The 18,020-nt window shown below is 59.3% G+C and carries 27 protein-coding genes; 25 read left to right on the top strand and 2 right to left on the bottom strand.

The genetic code is table 11. The annotated features are described in order from the left end of the window. Positions 1 to 2 precede the first annotated feature (2 nt). The 23 genes from rplP (at position 3) to dsbD (ending at position 12,718) form a co-directional block, all read left to right on the top strand. Positions 3 to 419: a 50S ribosomal protein L16 gene (rplP, locus tag P3T24_RS33380; RefSeq protein WP_074262702.1), complete on the top strand. Its 417-nt coding sequence runs from the start codon at positions 3 to 5 to the stop codon at positions 417 to 419. A gap of 10 nt (positions 420 to 429) precedes the next feature. After that, the gene (rpmC, locus tag P3T24_RS33375) at positions 430 to 624 is read left to right on the top strand and encodes a 50S ribosomal protein L29 (RefSeq protein WP_007180130.1); all 195 of its coding nucleotides are present in this window, start codon (positions 430 to 432) and stop codon (positions 622 to 624) included. Beyond that, positions 621 to 893: a 30S ribosomal protein S17 gene (gene rpsQ / locus P3T24_RS33370; protein WP_007180129.1), complete on the top strand. Its 273-nt coding sequence runs from the start codon at positions 621 to 623 to the stop codon at positions 891 to 893. Before rpmC ends, rpsQ begins: the two co-directional genes overlap by 4 nt. A 288-nt stretch (positions 894 to 1,181) precedes the next feature. Continuing rightward, positions 1,182 to 1,550 carry a 50S ribosomal protein L14 gene (gene rplN / locus P3T24_RS33365; RefSeq protein WP_006052212.1) on the top strand — a complete coding sequence of 123 codons (369 nt, stop codon included), beginning with the start codon at positions 1,182 to 1,184 and terminating at the stop codon, positions 1,548 to 1,550. Positions 1,551 to 1,559: 9 nt separating this feature from the next. Further along, the gene (gene rplX, locus P3T24_RS33360; protein ID WP_074262701.1) at positions 1,560 to 1,868 is read left to right on the top strand and encodes a 50S ribosomal protein L24; all 309 of its coding nucleotides are present in this window, start codon (positions 1,560 to 1,562) and stop codon (positions 1,866 to 1,868) included. A 17-nt stretch (positions 1,869 to 1,885) separates the two neighbouring features. Next, the gene (rplE, locus tag P3T24_RS33355) at positions 1,886 to 2,425 is read left to right on the top strand and encodes a 50S ribosomal protein L5 (protein WP_006052214.1); all 540 of its coding nucleotides are present in this window, start codon (positions 1,886 to 1,888) and stop codon (positions 2,423 to 2,425) included. 7 nt (positions 2,426 to 2,432) lie between these two features. Next, a complete protein-coding gene (gene rpsN / locus P3T24_RS33350; RefSeq protein WP_074262700.1) occupies positions 2,433 to 2,738 on the top strand; it encodes a 30S ribosomal protein S14 in 306 nt (101 codons plus the stop codon). A 14-nt stretch (positions 2,739 to 2,752) separates the two neighbouring features. Then, entirely contained in the window at positions 2,753 to 3,148 is a 396-nt protein-coding gene (rpsH, locus tag P3T24_RS33345) for a 30S ribosomal protein S8 (RefSeq protein WP_074262699.1), read from the top strand. Positions 3,149 to 3,166: 18 nt separating this feature from the next. Next, complete coding sequence (rplF, locus tag P3T24_RS33340; RefSeq protein ID WP_074262698.1) at positions 3,167 to 3,697, top strand: 50S ribosomal protein L6; 531 nt, start codon at positions 3,167 to 3,169, stop codon at positions 3,695 to 3,697. Positions 3,698 to 3,709: 12 nt separating this feature from the next. Further along, entirely contained in the window at positions 3,710 to 4,075 is a 366-nt protein-coding gene (gene rplR / locus P3T24_RS33335) for a 50S ribosomal protein L18 (protein ID WP_006052218.1), read from the top strand. A 14-nt stretch (positions 4,076 to 4,089) separates the two neighbouring features. Beyond that, the gene (gene rpsE, locus P3T24_RS33330) at positions 4,090 to 4,608 is read left to right on the top strand and encodes a 30S ribosomal protein S5 (protein ID WP_074262697.1); all 519 of its coding nucleotides are present in this window, start codon (positions 4,090 to 4,092) and stop codon (positions 4,606 to 4,608) included. Positions 4,609 to 4,619: 11 nt separating this feature from the next. Further along, positions 4,620 to 4,802, top strand: coding sequence for a 50S ribosomal protein L30 (rpmD, locus tag P3T24_RS33325; RefSeq protein WP_007180126.1), 183 nt, complete (start codon positions 4,620 to 4,622; stop codon positions 4,800 to 4,802). A 29-nt stretch (positions 4,803 to 4,831) separates the two neighbouring features. Further along, on the top strand, positions 4,832 to 5,266 hold the full coding sequence (gene rplO / locus P3T24_RS33320) for a 50S ribosomal protein L15 (RefSeq protein ID WP_074262696.1): 435 nt from the start codon (positions 4,832 to 4,834) through the stop codon (positions 5,264 to 5,266). A 46-nt stretch (positions 5,267 to 5,312) separates the two neighbouring features. After that, positions 5,313 to 6,659, top strand: coding sequence for a preprotein translocase subunit SecY (secY, locus tag P3T24_RS33315; RefSeq protein ID WP_074262695.1), 1,347 nt, complete (start codon positions 5,313 to 5,315; stop codon positions 6,657 to 6,659). 8 nt (positions 6,660 to 6,667) lie between these two features. Then, positions 6,668 to 6,886 (top strand): translation initiation factor IF-1, encoded by a 219-nt coding sequence (gene infA / locus P3T24_RS33310; protein WP_004521905.1) that lies wholly within the window; start codon positions 6,668 to 6,670, stop codon positions 6,884 to 6,886. Between the two features lie 20 nt (positions 6,887 to 6,906). Continuing rightward, positions 6,907 to 7,023: a 50S ribosomal protein L36 gene (gene rpmJ, locus P3T24_RS33305; RefSeq protein ID WP_004199844.1), complete on the top strand. Its 117-nt coding sequence runs from the start codon at positions 6,907 to 6,909 to the stop codon at positions 7,021 to 7,023. 41 nt (positions 7,024 to 7,064) lie between these two features. Then, entirely contained in the window at positions 7,065 to 7,430 is a 366-nt protein-coding gene (gene rpsM / locus P3T24_RS33300; protein ID WP_006052223.1) for a 30S ribosomal protein S13, read from the top strand. Positions 7,431 to 7,458: 28 nt separating this feature from the next. Beyond that, positions 7,459 to 7,863, top strand: a complete 405-nt coding sequence (gene rpsK, locus P3T24_RS33295; RefSeq protein WP_006052224.1) for a 30S ribosomal protein S11 — start codon at positions 7,459 to 7,461, stop codon at positions 7,861 to 7,863. A 154-nt stretch (positions 7,864 to 8,017) separates the two neighbouring features. Beyond that, on the top strand, positions 8,018 to 8,641 hold the full coding sequence (rpsD, locus tag P3T24_RS33290; protein WP_074262694.1) for a 30S ribosomal protein S4: 624 nt from the start codon (positions 8,018 to 8,020) through the stop codon (positions 8,639 to 8,641). A gap of 124 nt (positions 8,642 to 8,765) precedes the next feature. Then, a complete protein-coding gene (locus P3T24_RS33285) occupies positions 8,766 to 9,743 on the top strand; it encodes a DNA-directed RNA polymerase subunit alpha (protein ID WP_027199071.1) in 978 nt (325 codons plus the stop codon). A 184-nt stretch (positions 9,744 to 9,927) separates the two neighbouring features. Then, positions 9,928 to 10,320 (top strand): 50S ribosomal protein L17, encoded by a 393-nt coding sequence (rplQ, locus tag P3T24_RS33280; protein ID WP_074262693.1) that lies wholly within the window; start codon positions 9,928 to 9,930, stop codon positions 10,318 to 10,320. A 171-nt stretch (positions 10,321 to 10,491) separates the two neighbouring features. Further along, the gene (gene cutA, locus P3T24_RS33275) at positions 10,492 to 10,824 is read left to right on the top strand and encodes a divalent-cation tolerance protein CutA (RefSeq protein ID WP_429289386.1); all 333 of its coding nucleotides are present in this window, start codon (positions 10,492 to 10,494) and stop codon (positions 10,822 to 10,824) included. Further along, positions 10,817 to 12,718, top strand: coding sequence for a protein-disulfide reductase DsbD (dsbD, locus tag P3T24_RS33270; RefSeq protein WP_429441047.1), 1,902 nt, complete (start codon positions 10,817 to 10,819; stop codon positions 12,716 to 12,718). The genes cutA and dsbD overlap by 8 nt, the downstream gene beginning before the upstream one ends. A 179-nt stretch (positions 12,719 to 12,897) precedes the next feature. Here the strand turns inward: dsbD and hemB are convergent, their stop codons facing one another. Together hemB and yihA are read right to left on the bottom strand one after the other, a co-directional pair. Continuing rightward, entirely contained in the window at positions 12,898 to 13,896 is a 999-nt protein-coding gene (gene hemB, locus P3T24_RS33265; protein ID WP_074262690.1) for a porphobilinogen synthase, read from the bottom strand. A gap of 257 nt (positions 13,897 to 14,153) precedes the next feature. Then, complete coding sequence (gene yihA, locus P3T24_RS33260; RefSeq protein ID WP_429289384.1) at positions 14,154 to 14,816, bottom strand: ribosome biogenesis GTP-binding protein YihA/YsxC; 663 nt, start codon at positions 14,814 to 14,816, stop codon at positions 14,154 to 14,156. Positions 14,817 to 15,030: 214 nt separating this feature from the next. Here yihA and P3T24_RS33255 point away from each other — a divergent pair, with 214 nt between their 5' ends. Together P3T24_RS33255 and P3T24_RS33250 are read left to right on the top strand one after the other, a co-directional pair. Continuing rightward, positions 15,031 to 15,684 carry a c-type cytochrome gene (locus tag P3T24_RS33255; protein ID WP_074262688.1) on the top strand — a complete coding sequence of 218 codons (654 nt, stop codon included), beginning with the start codon at positions 15,031 to 15,033 and terminating at the stop codon, positions 15,682 to 15,684. Positions 15,685 to 15,812: 128 nt separating this feature from the next. Continuing rightward, the gene (locus tag P3T24_RS33250; protein WP_429441045.1) at positions 15,813 to 18,017 is read left to right on the top strand and encodes a cytochrome c biogenesis protein ResB; all 2,205 of its coding nucleotides are present in this window, start codon (positions 15,813 to 15,815) and stop codon (positions 18,015 to 18,017) included. The last annotated feature ends 3 nt before the right edge of the window (positions 18,018 to 18,020 follow it).

The following is an 18,020-nucleotide window of genomic DNA, read 5'->3' as shown; positions in this document are numbered from 1 at the left end:
CGATGCTGCAACCGAAACGCAGAAAGTATCGCAAAGAGCAGAAGGGTCGTAACACCGGTATCGCCACCCGCGGCAACGCGGTGTCGTTCGGTGAATACGGTCTGAAGGCTATCGGTCGTGGTCGTTTGACCGCGCGCCAGATTGAAGCGGCGCGTCGTGCAATGACCCGTCACATCAAGCGTGGTGGCCGTATCTGGATCCGCATTTTCCCGGACAAGCCGATTTCGCATAAGCCGGCTGAAGTACGTATGGGTAACGGTAAAGGTAACCCTGAGTACTACGTCGCAGAGATTCAACCGGGCAAGATGCTGTACGAAATGGACGGCGTAACCGAAGAGTTGGCACGCGAAGCGTTCCGTCTGGCTGCAGCGAAGCTGCCGCTCAAGACGACCGTTATCGTTCGTCAGCTCGGCGCCTAAGGAGCAAATGATGAAGGCTTCCGAACTTCACCAGAAAGATCAGGCCGCGCTCAACAAGGAGCTGTCGGACCTGCTGAAGGCGCAATTCGGCCTGCGCATGCAACTCGCGACCCAGCAGCTCACGAACACGAGCCAGCTGAAGAAGGTCCGTCGCGACATCGCACGTGTGCGGACCGTCCTGACTGAGAAGGCGAACCAGAAATGAACGATAGCGTAAAAACCTCGCTCAAGCGGACGCTGGTCGGCAAGGTCGTCAGCAACAAGATGGACAAGACGGTCACCGTGCTGGTCGAGCACCGCGTGAAGCACCCGATCTACGGCAAGTACGTTGTGCGTTCGAAGAAGTACCACGCGCACGACGATGCGAACACGTACAACGAGGGCGACCTTGTTGAAATCCAGGAAACACGTCCGATTTCTAAGACGAAAGCTTGGGTTGTGGCTCGCCTGGTCGAGGCTGCTCGCGTCATCTGACGCCGCAAGTTGTAGAAGTAGTTGAAATCGCAGTAAGTTTCGCTTGCAAGACCGAGATTATTTGTTATAATCTCGGTCTTCCCTCTTTGTGGGAGCCCCGTCGCGGGCGAAGTTGGTGGGGGAAGCGGTTCAGGCGCCAGTCTGTTCCGAAGGATTCACCGGATTGCGATGGCGGGTTTCGTTTGCCGTCGCTGCTGTTCTAACCCAAGCAGCCGATTGGCTGACGGGACCAAGACTGACCGGGTGCGCCATGGTGGTGCGACCGGATTAAGTTGGGAATGATAAACCATGATCCAGACCGAAACTCGGCTTGAAGTGGCCGACAACACGGGTGCACGTGAAGTCATGTGCATCAAGGTGCTCGGCGGCTCGAAGCGTCGTTATGCCAGCATTGGCGACATCATCAAGGTGACCGTCAAAGAAGCAACGCCGCGCGGGCGCGTGAAGAAAGGCGAAATTTATAACGCCGTGGTGGTTCGCACCGCCAAGGGCGTTCGTCGTCAGGACGGCTCGCTGATCAAGTTCGATGGCAACGCCGCTGTGTTGTTGAATGCCAAGCTCGAACCTATTGGCACCCGTATTTTCGGGCCTGTCACGCGCGAGTTGCGTAGCGAACGATTCATGAAGATCGTTTCGCTGGCACCGGAAGTGCTGTAAGGAGTCGCGATGAACAAGATTCGCAAAGGTGACGAAGTTATCGTCATCACCGGCAAGGACAAGGGCAAGCGCGGCATCGTGCTGTCCGTTGGCGAGAATCATGTGACGGTCGAGGGCATTAACCTCGTCAAGAAGCATGTCAAGCCGAACCCGATGAAGGGTACGACGGGCGGCGTGGAAGCCAAGACGATGCCGCTGCAAATTTCGAACGTCGCATTGGTCGACGCGAATGGCAAGGCATCGCGTGTAGGCATCAAGGTCGAAGGAGACAAGAAAGTCCGTTTCCTTAAGACGACCGGTGCCGAGCTGAGCGCCTGACGCTGCGGAGTAAAAAAATGGCTCGTTTGCAAGAGTTTTACAAAGAGAAGGTTGTACCCGGCCTCATCGAGAAGTTCGGTTACAAGTCCGTGATGGAAGTGCCGCGCATCACCAAGATTACCCTGAACATGGGCCTTGGCGAAGCGGTTGCTGACAAGAAGATCATCGAAAACGCCGTTGGCGACCTGACGAAGATTGCTGGCCAGAAGCCGGTGATCACGAAGGCACGTAAGGCAATCGCTGGCTTCAAGATCCGTCAGGGCTATCCGATCGGTGCAATGGTCACGTTACGTGGTCAGGCAATGTACGAATTTCTGGACCGTTTCGTGACGGTTGCGCTCCCCCGTGTGCGCGACTTCCGTGGCGTGTCGGGTCGTGCGTTCGATGGTCGCGGCAACTACAACATCGGTGTGAAAGAGCAGATCATTTTCCCCGAAATCGACTACGACAAGATCGACGCACTGCGTGGGCTGAACATCAGCATCACGACGACTGCGAAGACCGACGACGAAGCAAAGGCCCTGCTCGCCAGCTTCAAGTTCCCGTTCAGAAACTGAGGTTACCGTGGCTAAACTGGCACTGATCGAACGTGAAAAGAAGCGTGCTCGCCTCGCTGCTAAGTACGCTCCCAAGCGTAACGAGTTGAAGGCGATCATTGGCGATATGAGCAAGTCGGACGAAGAGCACTACGCAGCCCGTCTCGAACTGCAACAACTGCCGCGCAACTCTAATCCGACCCGTAAGCGCAACCGTTGCGCAATTACCGGTCGCCCGCGCGGCACGTTCCGTAAATTCGGGCTGGCGCGTAACAAGATTCGCGAAATCGCGTTCCGCGGCGAGATCCCTGGCCTGACCAAGGCGAGCTGGTAATAGGAGAAACGTAAATGAGCATGAGTGATCCTATCGCCGATATGCTGACTCGCATCCGCAATGCGCAGATGGTTGAGAAGGTTTCGGTGCAAATGCCCTCGTCGAAAGTGAAGGTTGCGATCGCGCAGGTCCTGAAGGACGAAGGCTATATCGACGATTTCGCAGTGAAGTCCGAAGGTGCGAAGTCGGAATTGAACATCGTGTTGAAGTACTACGCTGGCCGTCCGGTCATCGAACGCATTGAACGCGTTTCGAAGCCTGGTCTGCGTGTGTACCGCGGCCGTAACGACATCCCCGTGGTCATGAATGGCCTCGGCGTGGCAATCGTGTCGACGCCGAAGGGCGTGATGACGGACCGCAAGGCGCGCGCTACGGGCGTTGGCGGCGAAGTCATCTGCTACGTCGCTTAAGGCCGAAAGGAGAGAAACATGTCTCGAGTAGGTAAAAGCCCGATCGTGCTGCAAGGCGCGGAAGTGGCCCTGAGCGACGATCGCATCACCGTCAAGGGTCCGTTGGGCACGATTACGCAAGCTGCAAACCGCCTCGTGAAAGTGGTGAACGACAACGGCACGCTGAAGTTCGAGCCGGTTGACGAAAGCCGCGAAGCGAACGCGATGTCGGGCACGATGCGCGCACTCGTTGCGAACATGGTGAACGGCGTGACGAAGGGTTTCGAGCGCAAGCTGACGCTGGTTGGCGTCGGTTACCGCGCACAGGCGCAAGGCGACAAGCTGAACCTGTCGCTGGGTTTCTCGCACCCCGTGGTGCACCAGATGCCGGAAGGCGTCAAGGCTGAAACCCCGACGCAAACCGAAATCGTGATCAAGGGGATCAATAAGCAACAAGTTGGCCAGGTCGCTGCAGAAGTGCGCGGCTATCGTCCGCCGGAGCCCTATAAGGGCAAGGGTGTGCGTTACGCCAACGAGGTTGTGATCCTCAAAGAAACGAAGAAGAAGTAAGGGTGCGCAATCATGGATAAGACTCAATCTCGCCTGCGCCGCGCTCGTCAGACGCGTATCAAGATCGCTGAGCTGCAGGTCGCGCGTCTCGCCGTGCATCGCACGAACACGCACATCTATGCGCAAGTGTTCTCGCCGTGCGGCACCAAGGTGCTCGCCAGCGCGTCGACGCTCGAAGCCGAAGTGCGTGCGCAACTGGCTGATCAGACCGGCAAGGGTGGCAACGTTGCTGCTGCTACGCTGATCGGCAAGCGCATTGCAGAAAAGGCTAAGGCTGCCGGCATCGAATCCGTCGCCTTCGACCGTTCGGGTTTCCGTTACCACGGCCGCGTGAAAGCGCTGGCTGATGCGGCGCGCGAAGCCGGACTCAAGTTCTAAGGGAAGAATTCGTCATGGCAAAGATGCAAGCGAAAGTTCAGGCTGACGAACGCGACGATGGCCTGCGCGAAAAGATGATTTCGGTCAACCGCGTGACCAAGGTTGTGAAGGGCGGCCGGATTCTCGGTTTTGCCGCACTGACCGTGGTTGGCGACGGCGATGGCCGCATCGGCATGGGCAAGGGCAAAGCGAAGGAAGTTCCGGTTGCTGTTCAGAAGGCAATGGAACAAGCTCGCCGCAACATGTTCAAGGTGCCGCTCAAGAACGGTACGTTGCAACACGAAGTGCACGGTAAGCACGGCGCATCCGCAGTCCTCCTCGCTCCGGCGAAGGATGGTACCGGCGTGATCGCTGGCGGCCCGATGCGCGCAGTGTTCGACGTGATGGGTGTGCAGAATGTGGTGGCCAAGAGCCACGGTTCGACGAACCCGTACAACCTCGTTCGTGCAACGCTCGACGGCCTGCGCAAGCAGTCCACGCCGGGCGACATCGCGGCGAAGCGTGGCAAGTCCGTCGAAGAAATTCTGGGCTAAAGGTGGACACCATGTCTGATAAAACTGTCAAGGTTCAGCTCGTCAAGAGCCTGATCGGGACCCGCGAAACGCACCGCGCTACGGTGCGTGGCCTGGGCCTGCGTCGACTCAACTCGGTTAGCGAGTTGCAAGACACGCCGGCTGTGCGCGGCATGATCAACAAGGTTTCGTACCTCGTTAAGGTCATCAGCTAAGCGGCTGACCCGGACTCAAGGAGTTGATAATGGAATTGAATAACCTGAAGCCGGCCGAAGGCTCGAAGCACGCAAAGCGTCGCGTGGGTCGTGGTATCGGTTCGGGCCTCGGCAAGACGGCTGGCCGTGGTCACAAGGGTCAAAAGTCGCGTTCGGGCGGCTTCCACAAGGTTGGCTTCGAAGGCGGTCAAATGCCGCTGCAACGTCGCCTGCCGAAGCGGGGCTTCACCTCGCTGACGAAGGAATTCGTCGGTGAAGTGCGTCTGTCGGATCTTGAAAAGCTGCCGGTCGACGAAATCGATCTGCTGGCTCTGAAGCAAGCCGGCCTGGTCGGCGAGCTGATCACGAGCGCCAAGATCATCAAGACGGGCGAGCTAAAGCGCAAGATCGTTGTGAAGGGTCTGGGTGCGACGAAGGGTGCGCGCGCTGCGATTGAAGCAGCTGGCGGCTCCTTTGCCGAGTAACGTGCAAGTCGTTTGCCGTCACTAGCATTTGCATCGGAGAAGCTACTTGGCTAACAGCCCGAGTCTCGCAAAACCCGGTCGAAGCGCGGCGAAGTTCGGCGATCTGCGTCGGCGTGCAGTGTTCCTGCTGCTGGCGCTGGTCGTCTACCGTATCGGCGCGCATATTCCGGTTCCGGGTATTGATCCGGACCAACTGGCAAAGCTGTTCCAGAGCCAGTCGGGTGGCATCCTTGGCATGTTCAACATGTTCTCGGGTGGCGCACTTTCGCGGTTCACGATTTTCGCGCTTGGGATCATGCCGTACATTTCGGCGTCGATCATCATGCAGTTGCTGGCGATTGTCTCGCCGCAAATGGAAGCGCTGAAGAAAGAAGGGCAAGCGGGTCAACGGAAGATCACGCAGTACACGCGTATCTTCACGGTCCTGCTGGCAACGTTCCAGGCCTTCGGCATCGCCGTGGCGCTTGAGAACCAGCCGGGCCTGGTGATTGATCCGGGTATGGTGTTCCGTCTGACAACGGTCGTAACGCTGGTGACCGGCACGATGTTCCTGATGTGGCTGGGTGAGCAGATCACGGAACGCGGGCTTGGCAACGGTATCTCGATCATTATTTTCGGCGGGATTGCGGCGGGTTTCCCGAATGCAATCGGCGGTCTGTTTGAACTGGTGCGAACCGGCTCGATGGGTCCGTTCTCGGCGATTATCGTGGTTGCACTGATCGCTGCTGTGACCTACCTGGTGGTGTTTATCGAACGCGGCCAGCGCAAGATCCTCGTGAACTATGCGAAGCGGCAGGTCGGTAACAAGATTTACGGTGGGCAGTCGTCACATCTGCCGCTGAAGCTGAACATGTCGGGCGTGATTCCGCCGATCTTTGCATCGTCGATCATTCTCTTCCCGGCAACTATCCTGAACTGGTTTAGTTCGGGGTCGCGTAACAGCTGGTTCGCAGACACGCTGCACAACGTGGCCGAAGCGCTTAAGCCCGGTCAACCCGTGTATGTGTTGTTGTACGCGTTGGCGATCGTCTTCTTCTGCTTTTTCTACACCGCACTGGTGTTCAACAGCAGGGAAACGGCCGACAACCTGAAGAAGAGCGGCGCTTTCGTCCCGGGTATTCGCCCGGGCGATCAGACGGCTCGATATATCGACCGCATCCTCACGCGTCTGACGCTGGCTGGTGCGATCTACATCGTGTTCGTGTGTCTGCTGCCCGAATTTCTGGTGCTGCGCTGGAACGTGCCGTTTTATTTTGGTGGAACGTCGCTGCTGATCATTGTCGTCGTCACAATGGATTTCATGGCGCAGGTGCAGTCGTACGTTATGTCGCAACAGTATGAATCGCTGCTGAAGAAAGCCAATTTCAAAGGCGGCGGCGTCCCGATGCGTTGAAAGGACTTATGGCCAAAGACGATGTGATCCAGATGCAGGGTGAAGTCATCGAAAACCTGCCTAATGCTACCTTCAGGGTGAAGCTGGAAAACGGCCATGTCGTATTGGGACACATATCCGGCAAGATGCGGATGCACTACATCCGAATCCTGCCGGGCGACAAGGTGACGGTTGAATTGACGCCTTACGATCTGTCGCGTGCGCGGATCGTGTTCCGGGCGAAGTGATTTGAAAAAAGGGTAATATCATGAAAGTGATGGCATCGGTTAAGCGCATTTGCCGCAATTGCAAGATCATCAAGCGCAAAGGCGTTGTGCGCGTGATTTGCAGCTCTGATCCGCGCCACAAACAGCGTCAAGGCTGAACGCCGCGCTTTTGCTTGCGCTTTTTGTTTGAGGAAAAACAATGGCTCGTATCGCAGGGGTTAACATCCCGAATCACCAGCATACCGAAATTGGCCTGACGGCGATTTACGGTATTGGCCGCACGCGCTCGCGCGACATTTGCGTCGCTGCTGGTGTGGCATTTTCGAAGAAGGTCAAGGACCTGAACGACGCAGACCTCGAAAAGCTGCGTGAAGAAGTCGGCAAGTTCATCGTCGAAGGCGATCTTCGCCGTGAAACGACGATGAACATCAAGCGGCTGATGGATCTGGGCTGCTATCGTGGCGTGCGTCACCGCAAGGGCTTGCCCCTGCGTGGCCAACGCACGCGTACGAATGCCCGTACGCGCAAGGGTCCGCGTCGTGCAGCGCAATCGCTGAAGAAGTAAGCGGAACTGACAGTTACAGGAAAACGTAATGGCTAAGGCTTCGAACAACTCCGCGGCGCAACGCGTTCGCAAGAAGGTCAAGAAGAACGTCGCCGAGGGCGTGGTTCACGTTCACGCGTCGTTCAACAACACCATCATCACGATCACCGATCGTCAGGGCAACGCACTCGCCTGGGCAACGTCGGGTGGTCAGGGCTTCAAGGGTTCGCGTAAATCGACCCCGTTTGCAGCCCAGGTGGCAGCTGAATCGGCTGGCCGCGTGGCGATGGAATACGGCGTGAAGAACCTCGAAGTGCGGATCAAGGGCCCTGGCCCTGGCCGTGAGTCCGCGGTGCGCGCGTTGCATGGTCTTGGCATCAAGATCACCGCGATCTCCGACGTGACGCCGGTACCGCACAACGGCTGCCGTCCGCCGAAGCGTCGTCGTATCTAAGACGCTTGTTTCGCTAGCGCCTGTTGCCGCCGGGTAGTGTGCCGGCGACGACGGGCTGCTTGCGTTATTGAATTGACTAAGCCCACCGTTCGACCCAAAGGGTTCGGACTAGCGTGAACGCGAGTTCACGTGATCAATCATTGAAGGAATCAACGTGGCACGTTATATCGGCCCTAAGGCCAAGCTGTCCCGCCGTGAAGGCACTGACCTCTTCCTGAAGAGCGCCCGTCGTTCGCTGGCTGACAAGTGCAAGCTTGACAGCAAGCCTGGCCAACATGGCCGCACTTCGGGTGCCCGTACGTCCGACTACGGCACGCAGCTGCGCGAAAAGCAAAAAGTGAAGCGCATCTACGGCGTTCTCGAGCGCCAGTTCCGCCGTTACTTCGCTGAAGCCGACCGCCTCAAGGGCAACACGGGTGAAAACCTGCTGCAATTGCTCGAGTCGCGTCTCGACAACGTCGTGTATCGCATGGGCTTCGGTTCGACGCGCGCTGAAGCGCGTCAACTCGTCGGCCACAAGGCGATCACGGTGAACGGCGTCGTCACCAACATCCCGTCGCTGCAAGTTAAGGCAGGTGACGTGGTTGCGGTGCGTGAACAGGCCAAGAAGCAAGCGCGTATTCTCGAAGCGCTGTCGCTGGCTGAGCAAGGCGGTCTGCCGAGCTGGGTCGCTGTCGATTCGAAGAAGTTCGAAGGCACGTTCAAGAGCAAGCCGGAACGCAGCGATATCGCTGGCGATATCAACGAAAGCCTGATCGTCGAATTGTATTCGCGGTAATCGGATTGGCGGCCGGGGCACCCTGATTGCGATGCGCAAGGGGGCGCCTCGGCTGTTTATTTTCAGGTTGTTACCGGTCAGCCTTATCGGTGTAACGAGCCGAGGGTATTGAAAAGGAAAACCTATGCAAACCAGTTTGTTGAAGCCCAAGATCATCGCAGTTGAATCGCTTGGTGAGAGCCATGCGAAAGTGGTCATGGAACCGTTTGAACGCGGTTACGGCCACACCTTGGGTAACGCGCTTCGGCGCGTACTGCTGTCGTCGATGATCGGCTACGCGCCGACCGAAGTGACGATTGCAGGCGTGGTTCACGAGTATTCGACGCTCGACGGTGTGCAAGAGGACGTAGTCAACCTGCTGCTGAACCTGAAGGGTGTCGTGTTCAAGTTGCATAATCGTGACGAAGTGACGGTTACGCTGCGCAAGGAAGGCGAAGGCGTTGTCACCGCCGGTGACATCGAACTCGCGCACGATTGTGAAGTGATCAATCCGGATCACGTGATTGCGCATCTGTCGAAGGGCGGCAAGCTCGACGTTCAGATCAAGGTCGAAAAGGGCCGCGGTTATGTGCCGGGCAACGTGCGTCGCTACGGCGAAGAGTCGGCCAAGATCATCGGCCGTATCGTGCTGGACGCTTCGTTCTCGCCGGTTCGCCGTGTGAGCTATGCCGTGGAAAGCGCGCGTGTCGAACAGCGTACCGACCTCGACAAGCTCGTCATGAACATCGAAACCAACGGTGTGATTTCGCCGGAAGAAGCGATTCGTCAATCGGCACGTATTCTGGTCGATCAGCTGTCGGTGTTCGCTGCGCTGGAAGGCACGGAAGCTGCCGCTGAAGCGCCTTCGCGTGCGCCGCAGATCGATCCGATCCTGCTGCGTCCGGTGGATGATCTCGAACTCACGGTTCGTTCCGCGAACTGCCTGAAGGCCGAGAACATTTACTACATCGGCGACCTGATCCAGCGCACGGAAAACGAACTGCTGAAGACGCCGAATCTGGGCCGCAAGTCGTTGAACGAAATCAAGGAAGTACTGGCGTCGCGTGGTCTGACGCTCGGCATGAAGCTCGAAAACTGGCCGCCGGCTGGGCTGGACAAGTAAGCGCGAGCTTATTGAGTATTCGTCCGGGACGAAAGTCACCGCGGCACGACTGGCACGGACGCGGATTTTCCTTTAAAATCCGCGTCTTGCCTTTTTTAACTACCGGCCCGTGCACTCGCAACCCTCCGGGTTCGCCGAGCGCGATAGAAGAGCTGGACCAAAACTTTGAATCGAAGGAATTGAAATGCGTCACCGTCATGGTCTGCGGAAACTGAACCGCACGAGCAGCCACCGTCTGGCAATGCTCCGTAACATGTCCAACTCGCTGATCGAGCACGAAGTCATCAAGACGACGCTGCCGAAGGCGAAGGAACTCCGTAAAGTCGTCGAGCCGCTGATCACGCTCGGCAAGAAGCCGTCGCTGGCAAATCGTCGTCTGGCGTTCAACCGCCTGCGCGATCGTGATTCCGTCTCGAAGCTGTTCGACGTGCTCGGCCCGCGCTTCGCAAACCGTCCGGGTGGCTACCTGCGCATCCTGAAGTTCGGTTTCCGCGTTGGCGACAATGCACCGATGGCACTGGTCGAATTGATGGACCGTCCGGAAGTCGAAGAAGTTGAAGTGCAAGAAGCTGAATAAGCTTCCCGCATCGCTCAGAAGGCCAGACGAAAGTCTGGCCTTTTTGTTTGTGGACGCAGACAGAATCAGACCGTAGCTAATCAAGCGGCAGCATGCCGGGCGCCTGCCTGCGGCCGACCGAGTCCGGTGATACGATAGCAACACGCGTTTTCCACCCTGCCGGAGTTATCCGTGACCTCGAATGTGACGCTGATCCTGACGACCGTGCCCGATGCGGACACGGCGCAGAAGCTCGCCACACAGGCGCTGGATGCACGCCTTGCCGCTTGCGTCAGCCAGCAGGGAGTGATCCATTCGACCTACCACTGGCAGGGCAAGCTCGAGTCCGCCGATGAGATCCAGCTACTCTTCAAAACGAGCGCGGCACGGGCTCTGGAGCTCGAGTTATTCATCGAGAAACATCATCCGTACGACACCCCCGAAATCCTCTGCTGGCAAGCCACGGCCTCTGTAGCTTACGGCCAGTGGGTCATTGCTGAGACTCAACGCCCTGTTCATGTTTAATGCTCTTCACCGACGGGGGCGCGATTCCCTGCGCGCGGCCGTGCTGTTCGTCTCCTGCCTGCTGGTAGTCCTGATGTCCGCTGCTGGCGCGGCGTATGCCGACGACGATTTCCTGGATCCGGCTGTTGCCTTCAAATTCAGCGCAAGCGAACAGCCTGGCGAAGTGCTTGTTCACTACAAGATCGCGGACGGGTACTACATGTATCGGGAGCGGTTCTCCTTTGCGACCCGCAACGGAACCGTGACGATCGGCGATCCACAATTGCCCGCGGGCCACGTCAAGTTCGATCAAACGTTCGGGAAGAATGTCGAAACCTACCGGAACGAGTTGACCATTCGCGTCCCGGTAAAGCAGGCCGCGGGGCCCTTCGATCTCGCGGTGACTTCGCAAGGTTGCGCCGACGCGGGTATTTGCTATCCGCCGATGGAGCGCGTGTATCACGTCGAAGGCGCCGCGCTGCACGCCGCTAGCGTCTCGCCCACCCCCGCAGTCACCACTCAAACGGCAAACAACGCCGACGTAGCAAACACCTCCTCGTGGTACGAACGCACAACCAGCGCTGACTACGCGCAGTCGCTTTTGCAGGGCGGCAGCTTCTTCACGATCGTCGGCCTGTTCTTCGTCGCCGGCGCTGTGCTCAGCCTGTTGCCGTGCTCGTATCCGATGATCCCGATCCTGTCGGCCATTATCATCGGCGAAGGGGCACGTGTGACGCGTGGTCGTGGCTTCGCGCTGTCGCTTGCTTATGTGATCGGTATGGCGCTCGTCTATACCGTGCTCGGTATCGCCGCGGCGCTTGTGGGTCAGAGCCTCGGCGCATGGTTGCAGAATCCGTGGGTATTGGGTGCATTCGGTGTGCTGCTGACGGCGTTCGCAGTGACGCTGATCGCCGGCTACGACATTGCCTTGCCGCAACGCTGGCAGGACGGTGCGTCGTGCGCATCGCAAGGGCGCTCCGGTGGCAAGTTCGCGGCGGTGGCGGCGATGGGCGCGCTGTCCGCGCTGGTCGTCGGCGCTTGCATGACGGCGCCGCTGTTCGCGATCCTGGCGTTTATCGCCCACACAGGCAACGCCGTGCTCGGTGCGGCCGCGCTGTTCTCGATGGGTATCGGCCTGGGCGTTCCGTTGTTGATCATCGGCTTGGGCGCAGGTACCTTGCTGCCGCGTGCGGGTGTGTGGATGGACGGCGTGAAGATCTTCTTCGGGGTAGTGCTGCTCGCCGCCGCGTTGTGGATCGTTTGGCCAGTGCTGGGTGCGACTGCGCAAATGTTGCTGAGCGCGTTATGGCTGCTGGTCGCCGCGGCCTCTCTCGGACTGTTCTCGCCACCAGCCGGCGCCAGTTCGGTGTGGCGTCGACTTGGTCGGGGTCTGGGCGTCGCGCTGACCGTCTGGGCCGTGGTGGTGCTAGTTGGTCTCGCGGCCGGATCGTCGGATCCGCTCAAGCCGCTCGCAGTACTGGCCGCGCGCAGTGGCCCCGGTGATGTGGCCGGCGCCCCTTCGGGGGCAGCGAACGCCGCTACTGCGGCAGACAGTCTCACGTTTGCCCCGGTACGCTCGTCGACCCAGCTCGACCAGGCCGTAAAGGCCGCTGCCCAGCCGGCGATGCTCGACTTCTACGCGGACTGGTGCGTGAGTTGCAAGGAAATGGAGAAATTCACTTTCAGCGACCCGCGCGTACATGCCCGGCTGCAGCAACTCAACCTGCTGCGCGCGGACGTGACTGCCAACAACCCCGATGACCAGACCTTGCTGAAGCGCTTCAAGCTGTTTGGGCCTCCGGGCATCATCTTCTTCGACCCGAGCGGAGCGGAGGTGCTGCGCGTCGTCGGCTACGAGTCGGCCGACACGTTCCTGCACAGCCTCGACCGCCTGGCCACGCCGCCGCAATCGTAGTCGCCGCGGTCCTGACAAAGCACGCCGTCGCAAACAGCACGCGAGACTTTCAGCCATTAAAAAAGCGGAGACCCGCTCCCGGTGCCTCCGCTTTCATCAAACTTCAAACCTGCTGCACAGCGTCTGCGTCTGACATCATCGTTCGTCACGAGGTGCCCAACCCAGCGCCTCAGCCCGCATCACTTCTGCGCGCGCAAAATCCGCGCAGCATCCAACGCAAAATACGTCAGCACGCCATCTGCGCCCGCCCGCTTGAACGCCAGCAACGATTCCATCATTGCCTTGTCGTGATCGAGCCAGCCGTTTTGCGCGGCCGCTTTGAGCATCGCGTACTCGCCGCTCACCTGATACACATAAGTCGGAAAGCGGAACTCGTCCTTCACGCGACGGACGATATCGAGGTACGGCATGCCGGGCTTCACCATCACCATGTCCGCGCCTTCTTCGATGTCCGCACGCACTTCGCGCAGCGCTTCATCCGAATTCGACGGGTCCATCTGATAGGTCATCTTGTTGCTCTTGCCGAGGTTCGTCGCGGAACCGACGGCGTCGCGGAACGGCCCGTAGAACGCCGACGCGAACTTGGCCGAGTAGGCCATGATCCGCGTATGAATGTGATCCTCGCTCTCGAGCATTTCGCGGATCGCGCCGATACGCCCGTCCATCATGTCCGACGGTGCCACGATATCCACGCCCGCTTCCGCCTGTGCGCGGGCCTGCTCGACGAGAATCTCGACGGTCACGTCGTTGATCACATAGCCCGCTTCATCGATCACACCGTCCTGGCCGTGGCTCGTGTAGGGATCGAGTGCAACGTCGGTAAGAACGCCTAGCTCCGGGAAATGCTTTTTCAGTTCGCGGACGGCGCGCGGAATCAGACCGGCTTCGTTGGTCGCCTCGCGGCCGTCCGGTGTTTTCAGCGACGGTTCGATCGCCGGAAACAGCGACAGCACCGGCACGCCAAGCGCGACGCACTGTTCGGCCACGCCCATCAGCAGATCGACCGACACGCGTTCCACGCCCGGCATCGACGCCACGGCTTGCCGCACGTTGGTGCCTTCTACGACGAACACGGGGTAGATCAGGTCGTTGGTGGTGAGGATGTTTTCGCGCATGAGACGGCGCGAGAAGTCGTCACGGCGCATGCGGCGCGGACGGTGATGCGGATAGAAGCTCATATCGAATGTCTTGGATTGCGTGGAGATGGTGAAGCAACAGCGCGTGCCTGAACCTGCTGAAAACTCTTTTCGAGACAATGGTATATCATACCGATCGAGCAAGGCGCCATGCGCTGACCTCCCCGCTTCTCCTCCCTGAGCGGGTGCCTGTCGTTTTTCGATTAGGCTGTTTGGCCCGCCGTCAGTTGCGGCGGGTTTTTTTATGGGCGAACGAAAAAGGGCCCAGACCAGGTTAATCCCCAGCCTGGCAGCGGAAGCTATTCGGACGCGACCACGCCGTCCGCGCTGCCCGCATCCTCAGGAACGAGCCAGCTTTCAATCAGCTCGTGAGCCTCGTCCAGACCGACCCGCTTGAGGGCCGAGAACAACTGGGCGGTCAACTCTCCCCGATAACCGCCAGCCGTATATTCCGCCAGCCCTTTGTGGGTGGCCCGCAGCGCGTTGATGCTCTCCTGCCGCGTCAATTTGTCGCACTTTGTCAGCAGGGTGTGGATCGGCTTGCCGGTCGGCGCAAACCACTCGATCATCACCCGGTCCAGATCGGTGAGCGGGCGGCGCGAATCCATCATGAGGATCATGCCGCGCAGTTGCGATCGCTGTTGCAGATAGCTCGACAGCAACGCCTCCCAGTGCGCCTTGGCGGCGCCGGGCACTTCCGCGTACCCATAACCGGGCAAATCCACCAGGTGGGCCACTGGCTCGGCTGCAGGCCCTACCGAGAAGTAATTGATATGCTGGGTACGGCCCGGTGTCTTACTGGCGAAGGCGAGACGCTTCTGGTTGCACAGCAGATTAATCGCCGTCGACTTGCCCGCATTCGAGCGTCCCGCAAACGCGATTTCGGGTTGCGGGGTGGCCGGCAGATCACGCAAGTGATTGACGGTCGTAAAGAAGCGGGACTGGTGGAGCAGGAAGGACATGGGGGAACCAGAATATGAGACGCCGGGGAACCCGGGGTGGGGACGGGTCAAGCCCGACTGGCGTCTAAGCGATTAGCGAGTTATTGTACAATATGATGGTTTACTGAATTTACTGAAGACCTGAGGAGGGGCCAGCGCGCGTGCCTCTGCGGTAAATCGGTCGCCGTCGTTTTGCAGAACCTCTAATTCCCACAAGACGAAACAGGGTGTGCGAATGAATCGACTGTGCAAAGCACTGATGGTATTTCAAGTAGCGGCAGGTCTTTCAGGTTTAGCAGTTCAGGCGCGAGCAGCAGATCCGGCAAAACCGGACGTCAATCGGGGACAGGCAATTGCGACGCAGGTTTGCGCGTCGTGTCACGGCGCCGACGGTAATAGCACCGGCGGGGCGTATCCCAAGCTGGCCGGCCAGCACCCCGAATATCTCGTCAAGCAGTTGATGGATTTCAAAACCCAGCCCGGTGCCAAGCAGCCTGCGCGTAATAATGCGATTATGGCCGGCATGGCCGCAGCGCTGTCCAGCCAGGATATGGTTAACGTTGCCGCGTATTTTGCGGCGCAGACGCCGAAGCCCGGTTACGCACACGACAAGAACACCGTCCCGCTAGGCGAGAAGATTTATCGCGCGGGCATCGCCGAGCGAGCTGTCCCGGCGTGTGCAAGTTGCCATGGTCCTACAGGCCAGGGCATTCCGGTGCAGTATCCGCGTCTGTCGGGGCAGTGGGCGGAATATACGGTGACGCAGTTGAACGCGTTCACGCAGGGCCCGGGCGCGCGCAACAACAGCGACCCGATGCATACCATTGCGTCACGGCTGTCGGATAGCGATATCAAGGCTGTGGCCGATTACATCGCGGGCTTGCATTAGTAAGTCCGCACGCAAGTGCAACCGGCCCAGCGAGGCCGGTGAAAAAACAAGAAAAGGGTGATGGCGTCGCTCGCTTCGTGCGTCAGCGGCGGCCGTTCACCCTTTTTTGCTGTTCTGTCGGAGTGTGAATGAGCGTCACCACGTCGGGTATTGAAATAACGTCGGGCCAGCGGCCCATGCGTCGCGTTATCGAGTTGATGAGTTCGATGCGATTCGCCATCGCGCTGCTGGTGATTCTGGCGATCGCGAGCATCATCGGCACCGTCCTCACCCAGGACGATCCGTATCCCAACTACGTCAATCAGTTCGGCCCCTTCTGGGCGGATATCTTCCGCTCGCTGAGCCTGTACACCGTGTACAGCTCCTGGTGGTTCATGCTGATCCTCTGCTTCCTGATGGTCTCGGTGTCGCTGTGCGTGATCCGCAATGCGCCGAAGATGGTCGCGGACATGAAGAGCTGGAAGGACAAGGTCCGCGAGTCGAGCCTGCGAGCGTTCCACCACAAGGGCGAGTTCGCCGTCGGCAGCTCGCGTGAGCAGGCCACGGCCACGCTGGCGAAACTGTCGGGCCGGCTCGGCTACAAGTTCGTGACGCGGGAATCGGAAGGCGCGACGTTGATCGCGGCCAAGCGCGGTGCGCTCACCAAGCTCGGCTATATCTCGGCTCACATTGCGATTGTCGTCATCTGCCTGGGCGGCCTGCTCGACAGCAATCTGCCGATCAAGCTGCAGATGTGGATGTTCAACAAGACGCCCATCAACAGCAACACGGTGATCAGCGACATTCCGCCCGAACACCGTCTGTCCCAATCCAATCCGACGTTCCGCGGCTACGCATGGGTGCCGGAGGGCGAGCATGTGTCGACGGCGATCCTGAACCAGCCGAATGGCTCGTTGATCCAGGACTTGCCGTTTTCGATCCAGTTGAACAAGTTCATCGTCGATTACTACTCGACCGGCATGCCGAAGCTGTTTGCGAGCGATATCGTCGTGATCGATCACAAGACCGGCCAGAAGATTCCGGCACGGGTCGAAGTGAACAAGCCGTTCGACTACGACGGTGTATCGATCTACCAGTCGAGCTTCCAGGATGGCGGCTCGCAGATGCAGATGACCGCCTTCCCGATGTCGGGCACCAGCGCCAAAACGGCTCCGTTCAGCGGCACGATCGGCAATTCGGTGCCGTTGGGTAATGCGGTGCCTGGGGCGGACGGCCAGACGATCGAATTCGCCGATTTCCGCGCCATCAACGTGGAGAACATCTCGAACGGCAGCGGCGCCAATGACGCGCGCGGCGTCGCGCATCAGACGCTGAAGGAAGCCTTCGACGAGCGGCTCGGTTCAGGCGCCAAGACCTCGAAGCCGCTGGATCTGCATAACGTCGGCCCATCGGTGCAATACAAGGTGCGCGGCAAGGACGGCCAGGCGCGCGAGTACAACAACTACATGCTGCCGGTCGACGTGGGTGGCGAGAAGATGTTCCTCGCCGGCATGCGCATCAACCCGGACGATCCGTTCCGCTATCTGCGGATCCCCGCCGACCAGGGCGGCACGGTCAACGAGTGGATGAACCTGCGCGCCGCGCTCGAGAATCCGGCCACGCGCGCCGCGGCGGCGCACCGTTTCGCGCTGCGCTCGGTGCCGGCATCGAACGCGGACCTGCAGCAGCACCTCGAAGAAAGCGCGTTGCGCGTCCTGACCCTCTTTGCGGGTGGCGACAGCAGCGTCGGCATGATGCAGGGCGGCCAGAACATCGGTGGTTTCCAGGCGATCGCCGCCTTCATCGACCATTCAGTGCCGAAGGGCGAGCAGGAAAAAGCGGCCTCGCTGCTGCTGCGCATGCTCGAAGGCTCGACCTGGGACGTATGGCAACTGGCCCGCGAACAGGCCAGCGAGCCCGACGCGACGCCCTCCGCGGACACGAGCCTCTTTATCCAGAGCTCGATCAATGCGATATCTGACAGCTTTTTGTATGGATCGCCGGTCTATTTACAGCTCGACTCATTCAAGCAGGTGCAAGCTTCGGTATTTCAGTTGACGCGCGCGCCGGGCAAAAAAGTCGTGTATCTTGGCAGCCTGCTCCTCGTATTGGGCATCTTCTCGATGTTCTACGTCCGCGAACGGCGCCTCTGGTTCTGGATCAAAGATACCGATCACGGTACGAACGTCGTGATGGCGATGTCGAGCGCGCGCAAGACGCTTGATTTCGACAAGGAGTTCGCCCAGACGCGCGACGCTGTCGGCGCTGTGCTGGGTGCCAAACCCAGTGACGCTGCCGAGAATGGCGCCACCTCCGGCGCACCGTCCGCAGGTTCACAAGATACGACCCGGTAAGAT

Source organism: Paraburkholderia sp. GAS33 (assembly GCF_050436645.1).
GTDB classification, from domain to species: domain Bacteria; phylum Pseudomonadota; class Gammaproteobacteria; order Burkholderiales; family Burkholderiaceae; genus Paraburkholderia; species Paraburkholderia phenazinium_B.
Note: the sequence above shows the minus strand (reverse complement) of the source record. Positions and strands in the feature narration are given on the sequence as shown.

Coding starts and splice junctions, on each gene's coding strand:
- rpmJ (WP_004199844.1), top strand. CDS start 6,907: ATGAAAGTGATGGCATCGGTTAAGCGCATTTGCCGCAATTGCAAGATC.
- rplP (WP_074262702.1), top strand. CDS start 3: ATGCTGCAACCGAAACGCAGAAAGTATCGCAAAGAGCAGAAGGGTCGT.
- rplO (WP_074262696.1), top strand. CDS start 4,832: ATGGAATTGAATAACCTGAAGCCGGCCGAAGGCTCGAAGCACGCAAAG.
- rplX (WP_074262701.1), top strand. CDS start 1,560: ATGAACAAGATTCGCAAAGGTGACGAAGTTATCGTCATCACCGGCAAG.
- P3T24_RS33285 (WP_027199071.1), top strand. CDS start 8,766: ATGCAAACCAGTTTGTTGAAGCCCAAGATCATCGCAGTTGAATCGCTT.
- rplQ (WP_074262693.1), top strand. CDS start 9,928: ATGCGTCACCGTCATGGTCTGCGGAAACTGAACCGCACGAGCAGCCAC.
- hemB (WP_074262690.1), bottom strand. CDS start 13,896: ATGAGCTTCTATCCGCATCACCGTCCGCGCCGCATGCGCCGTGACGAC.
- rplF (WP_074262698.1), top strand. CDS start 3,167: ATGTCTCGAGTAGGTAAAAGCCCGATCGTGCTGCAAGGCGCGGAAGTG.
- rpsM (WP_006052223.1), top strand. CDS start 7,065: ATGGCTCGTATCGCAGGGGTTAACATCCCGAATCACCAGCATACCGAA.
- rpmC (WP_007180130.1), top strand. CDS start 430: ATGAAGGCTTCCGAACTTCACCAGAAAGATCAGGCCGCGCTCAACAAG.
- rpsE (WP_074262697.1), top strand. CDS start 4,090: ATGGCAAAGATGCAAGCGAAAGTTCAGGCTGACGAACGCGACGATGGC.
- P3T24_RS33250 (WP_429441045.1), top strand. CDS start 15,813: ATGAGCGTCACCACGTCGGGTATTGAAATAACGTCGGGCCAGCGGCCC.
- P3T24_RS33255 (WP_074262688.1), top strand. CDS start 15,031: ATGAATCGACTGTGCAAAGCACTGATGGTATTTCAAGTAGCGGCAGGT.
- rplE (WP_006052214.1), top strand. CDS start 1,886: ATGGCTCGTTTGCAAGAGTTTTACAAAGAGAAGGTTGTACCCGGCCTC.
- rpmD (WP_007180126.1), top strand. CDS start 4,620: ATGTCTGATAAAACTGTCAAGGTTCAGCTCGTCAAGAGCCTGATCGGG.
- dsbD (WP_429441047.1), top strand. CDS start 10,817: ATGTTTAATGCTCTTCACCGACGGGGGCGCGATTCCCTGCGCGCGGCC.
- rpsH (WP_074262699.1), top strand. CDS start 2,753: ATGAGCATGAGTGATCCTATCGCCGATATGCTGACTCGCATCCGCAAT.
- rplN (WP_006052212.1), top strand. CDS start 1,182: ATGATCCAGACCGAAACTCGGCTTGAAGTGGCCGACAACACGGGTGCA.
- yihA (WP_429289384.1), bottom strand. CDS start 14,816: ATGTCCTTCCTGCTCCACCAGTCCCGCTTCTTTACGACCGTCAATCAC.
- infA (WP_004521905.1), top strand. CDS start 6,668: ATGGCCAAAGACGATGTGATCCAGATGCAGGGTGAAGTCATCGAAAAC.
- rpsQ (WP_007180129.1), top strand. CDS start 621: ATGAACGATAGCGTAAAAACCTCGCTCAAGCGGACGCTGGTCGGCAAG.
- rplR (WP_006052218.1), top strand. CDS start 3,710: ATGGATAAGACTCAATCTCGCCTGCGCCGCGCTCGTCAGACGCGTATC.
- rpsK (WP_006052224.1), top strand. CDS start 7,459: ATGGCTAAGGCTTCGAACAACTCCGCGGCGCAACGCGTTCGCAAGAAG.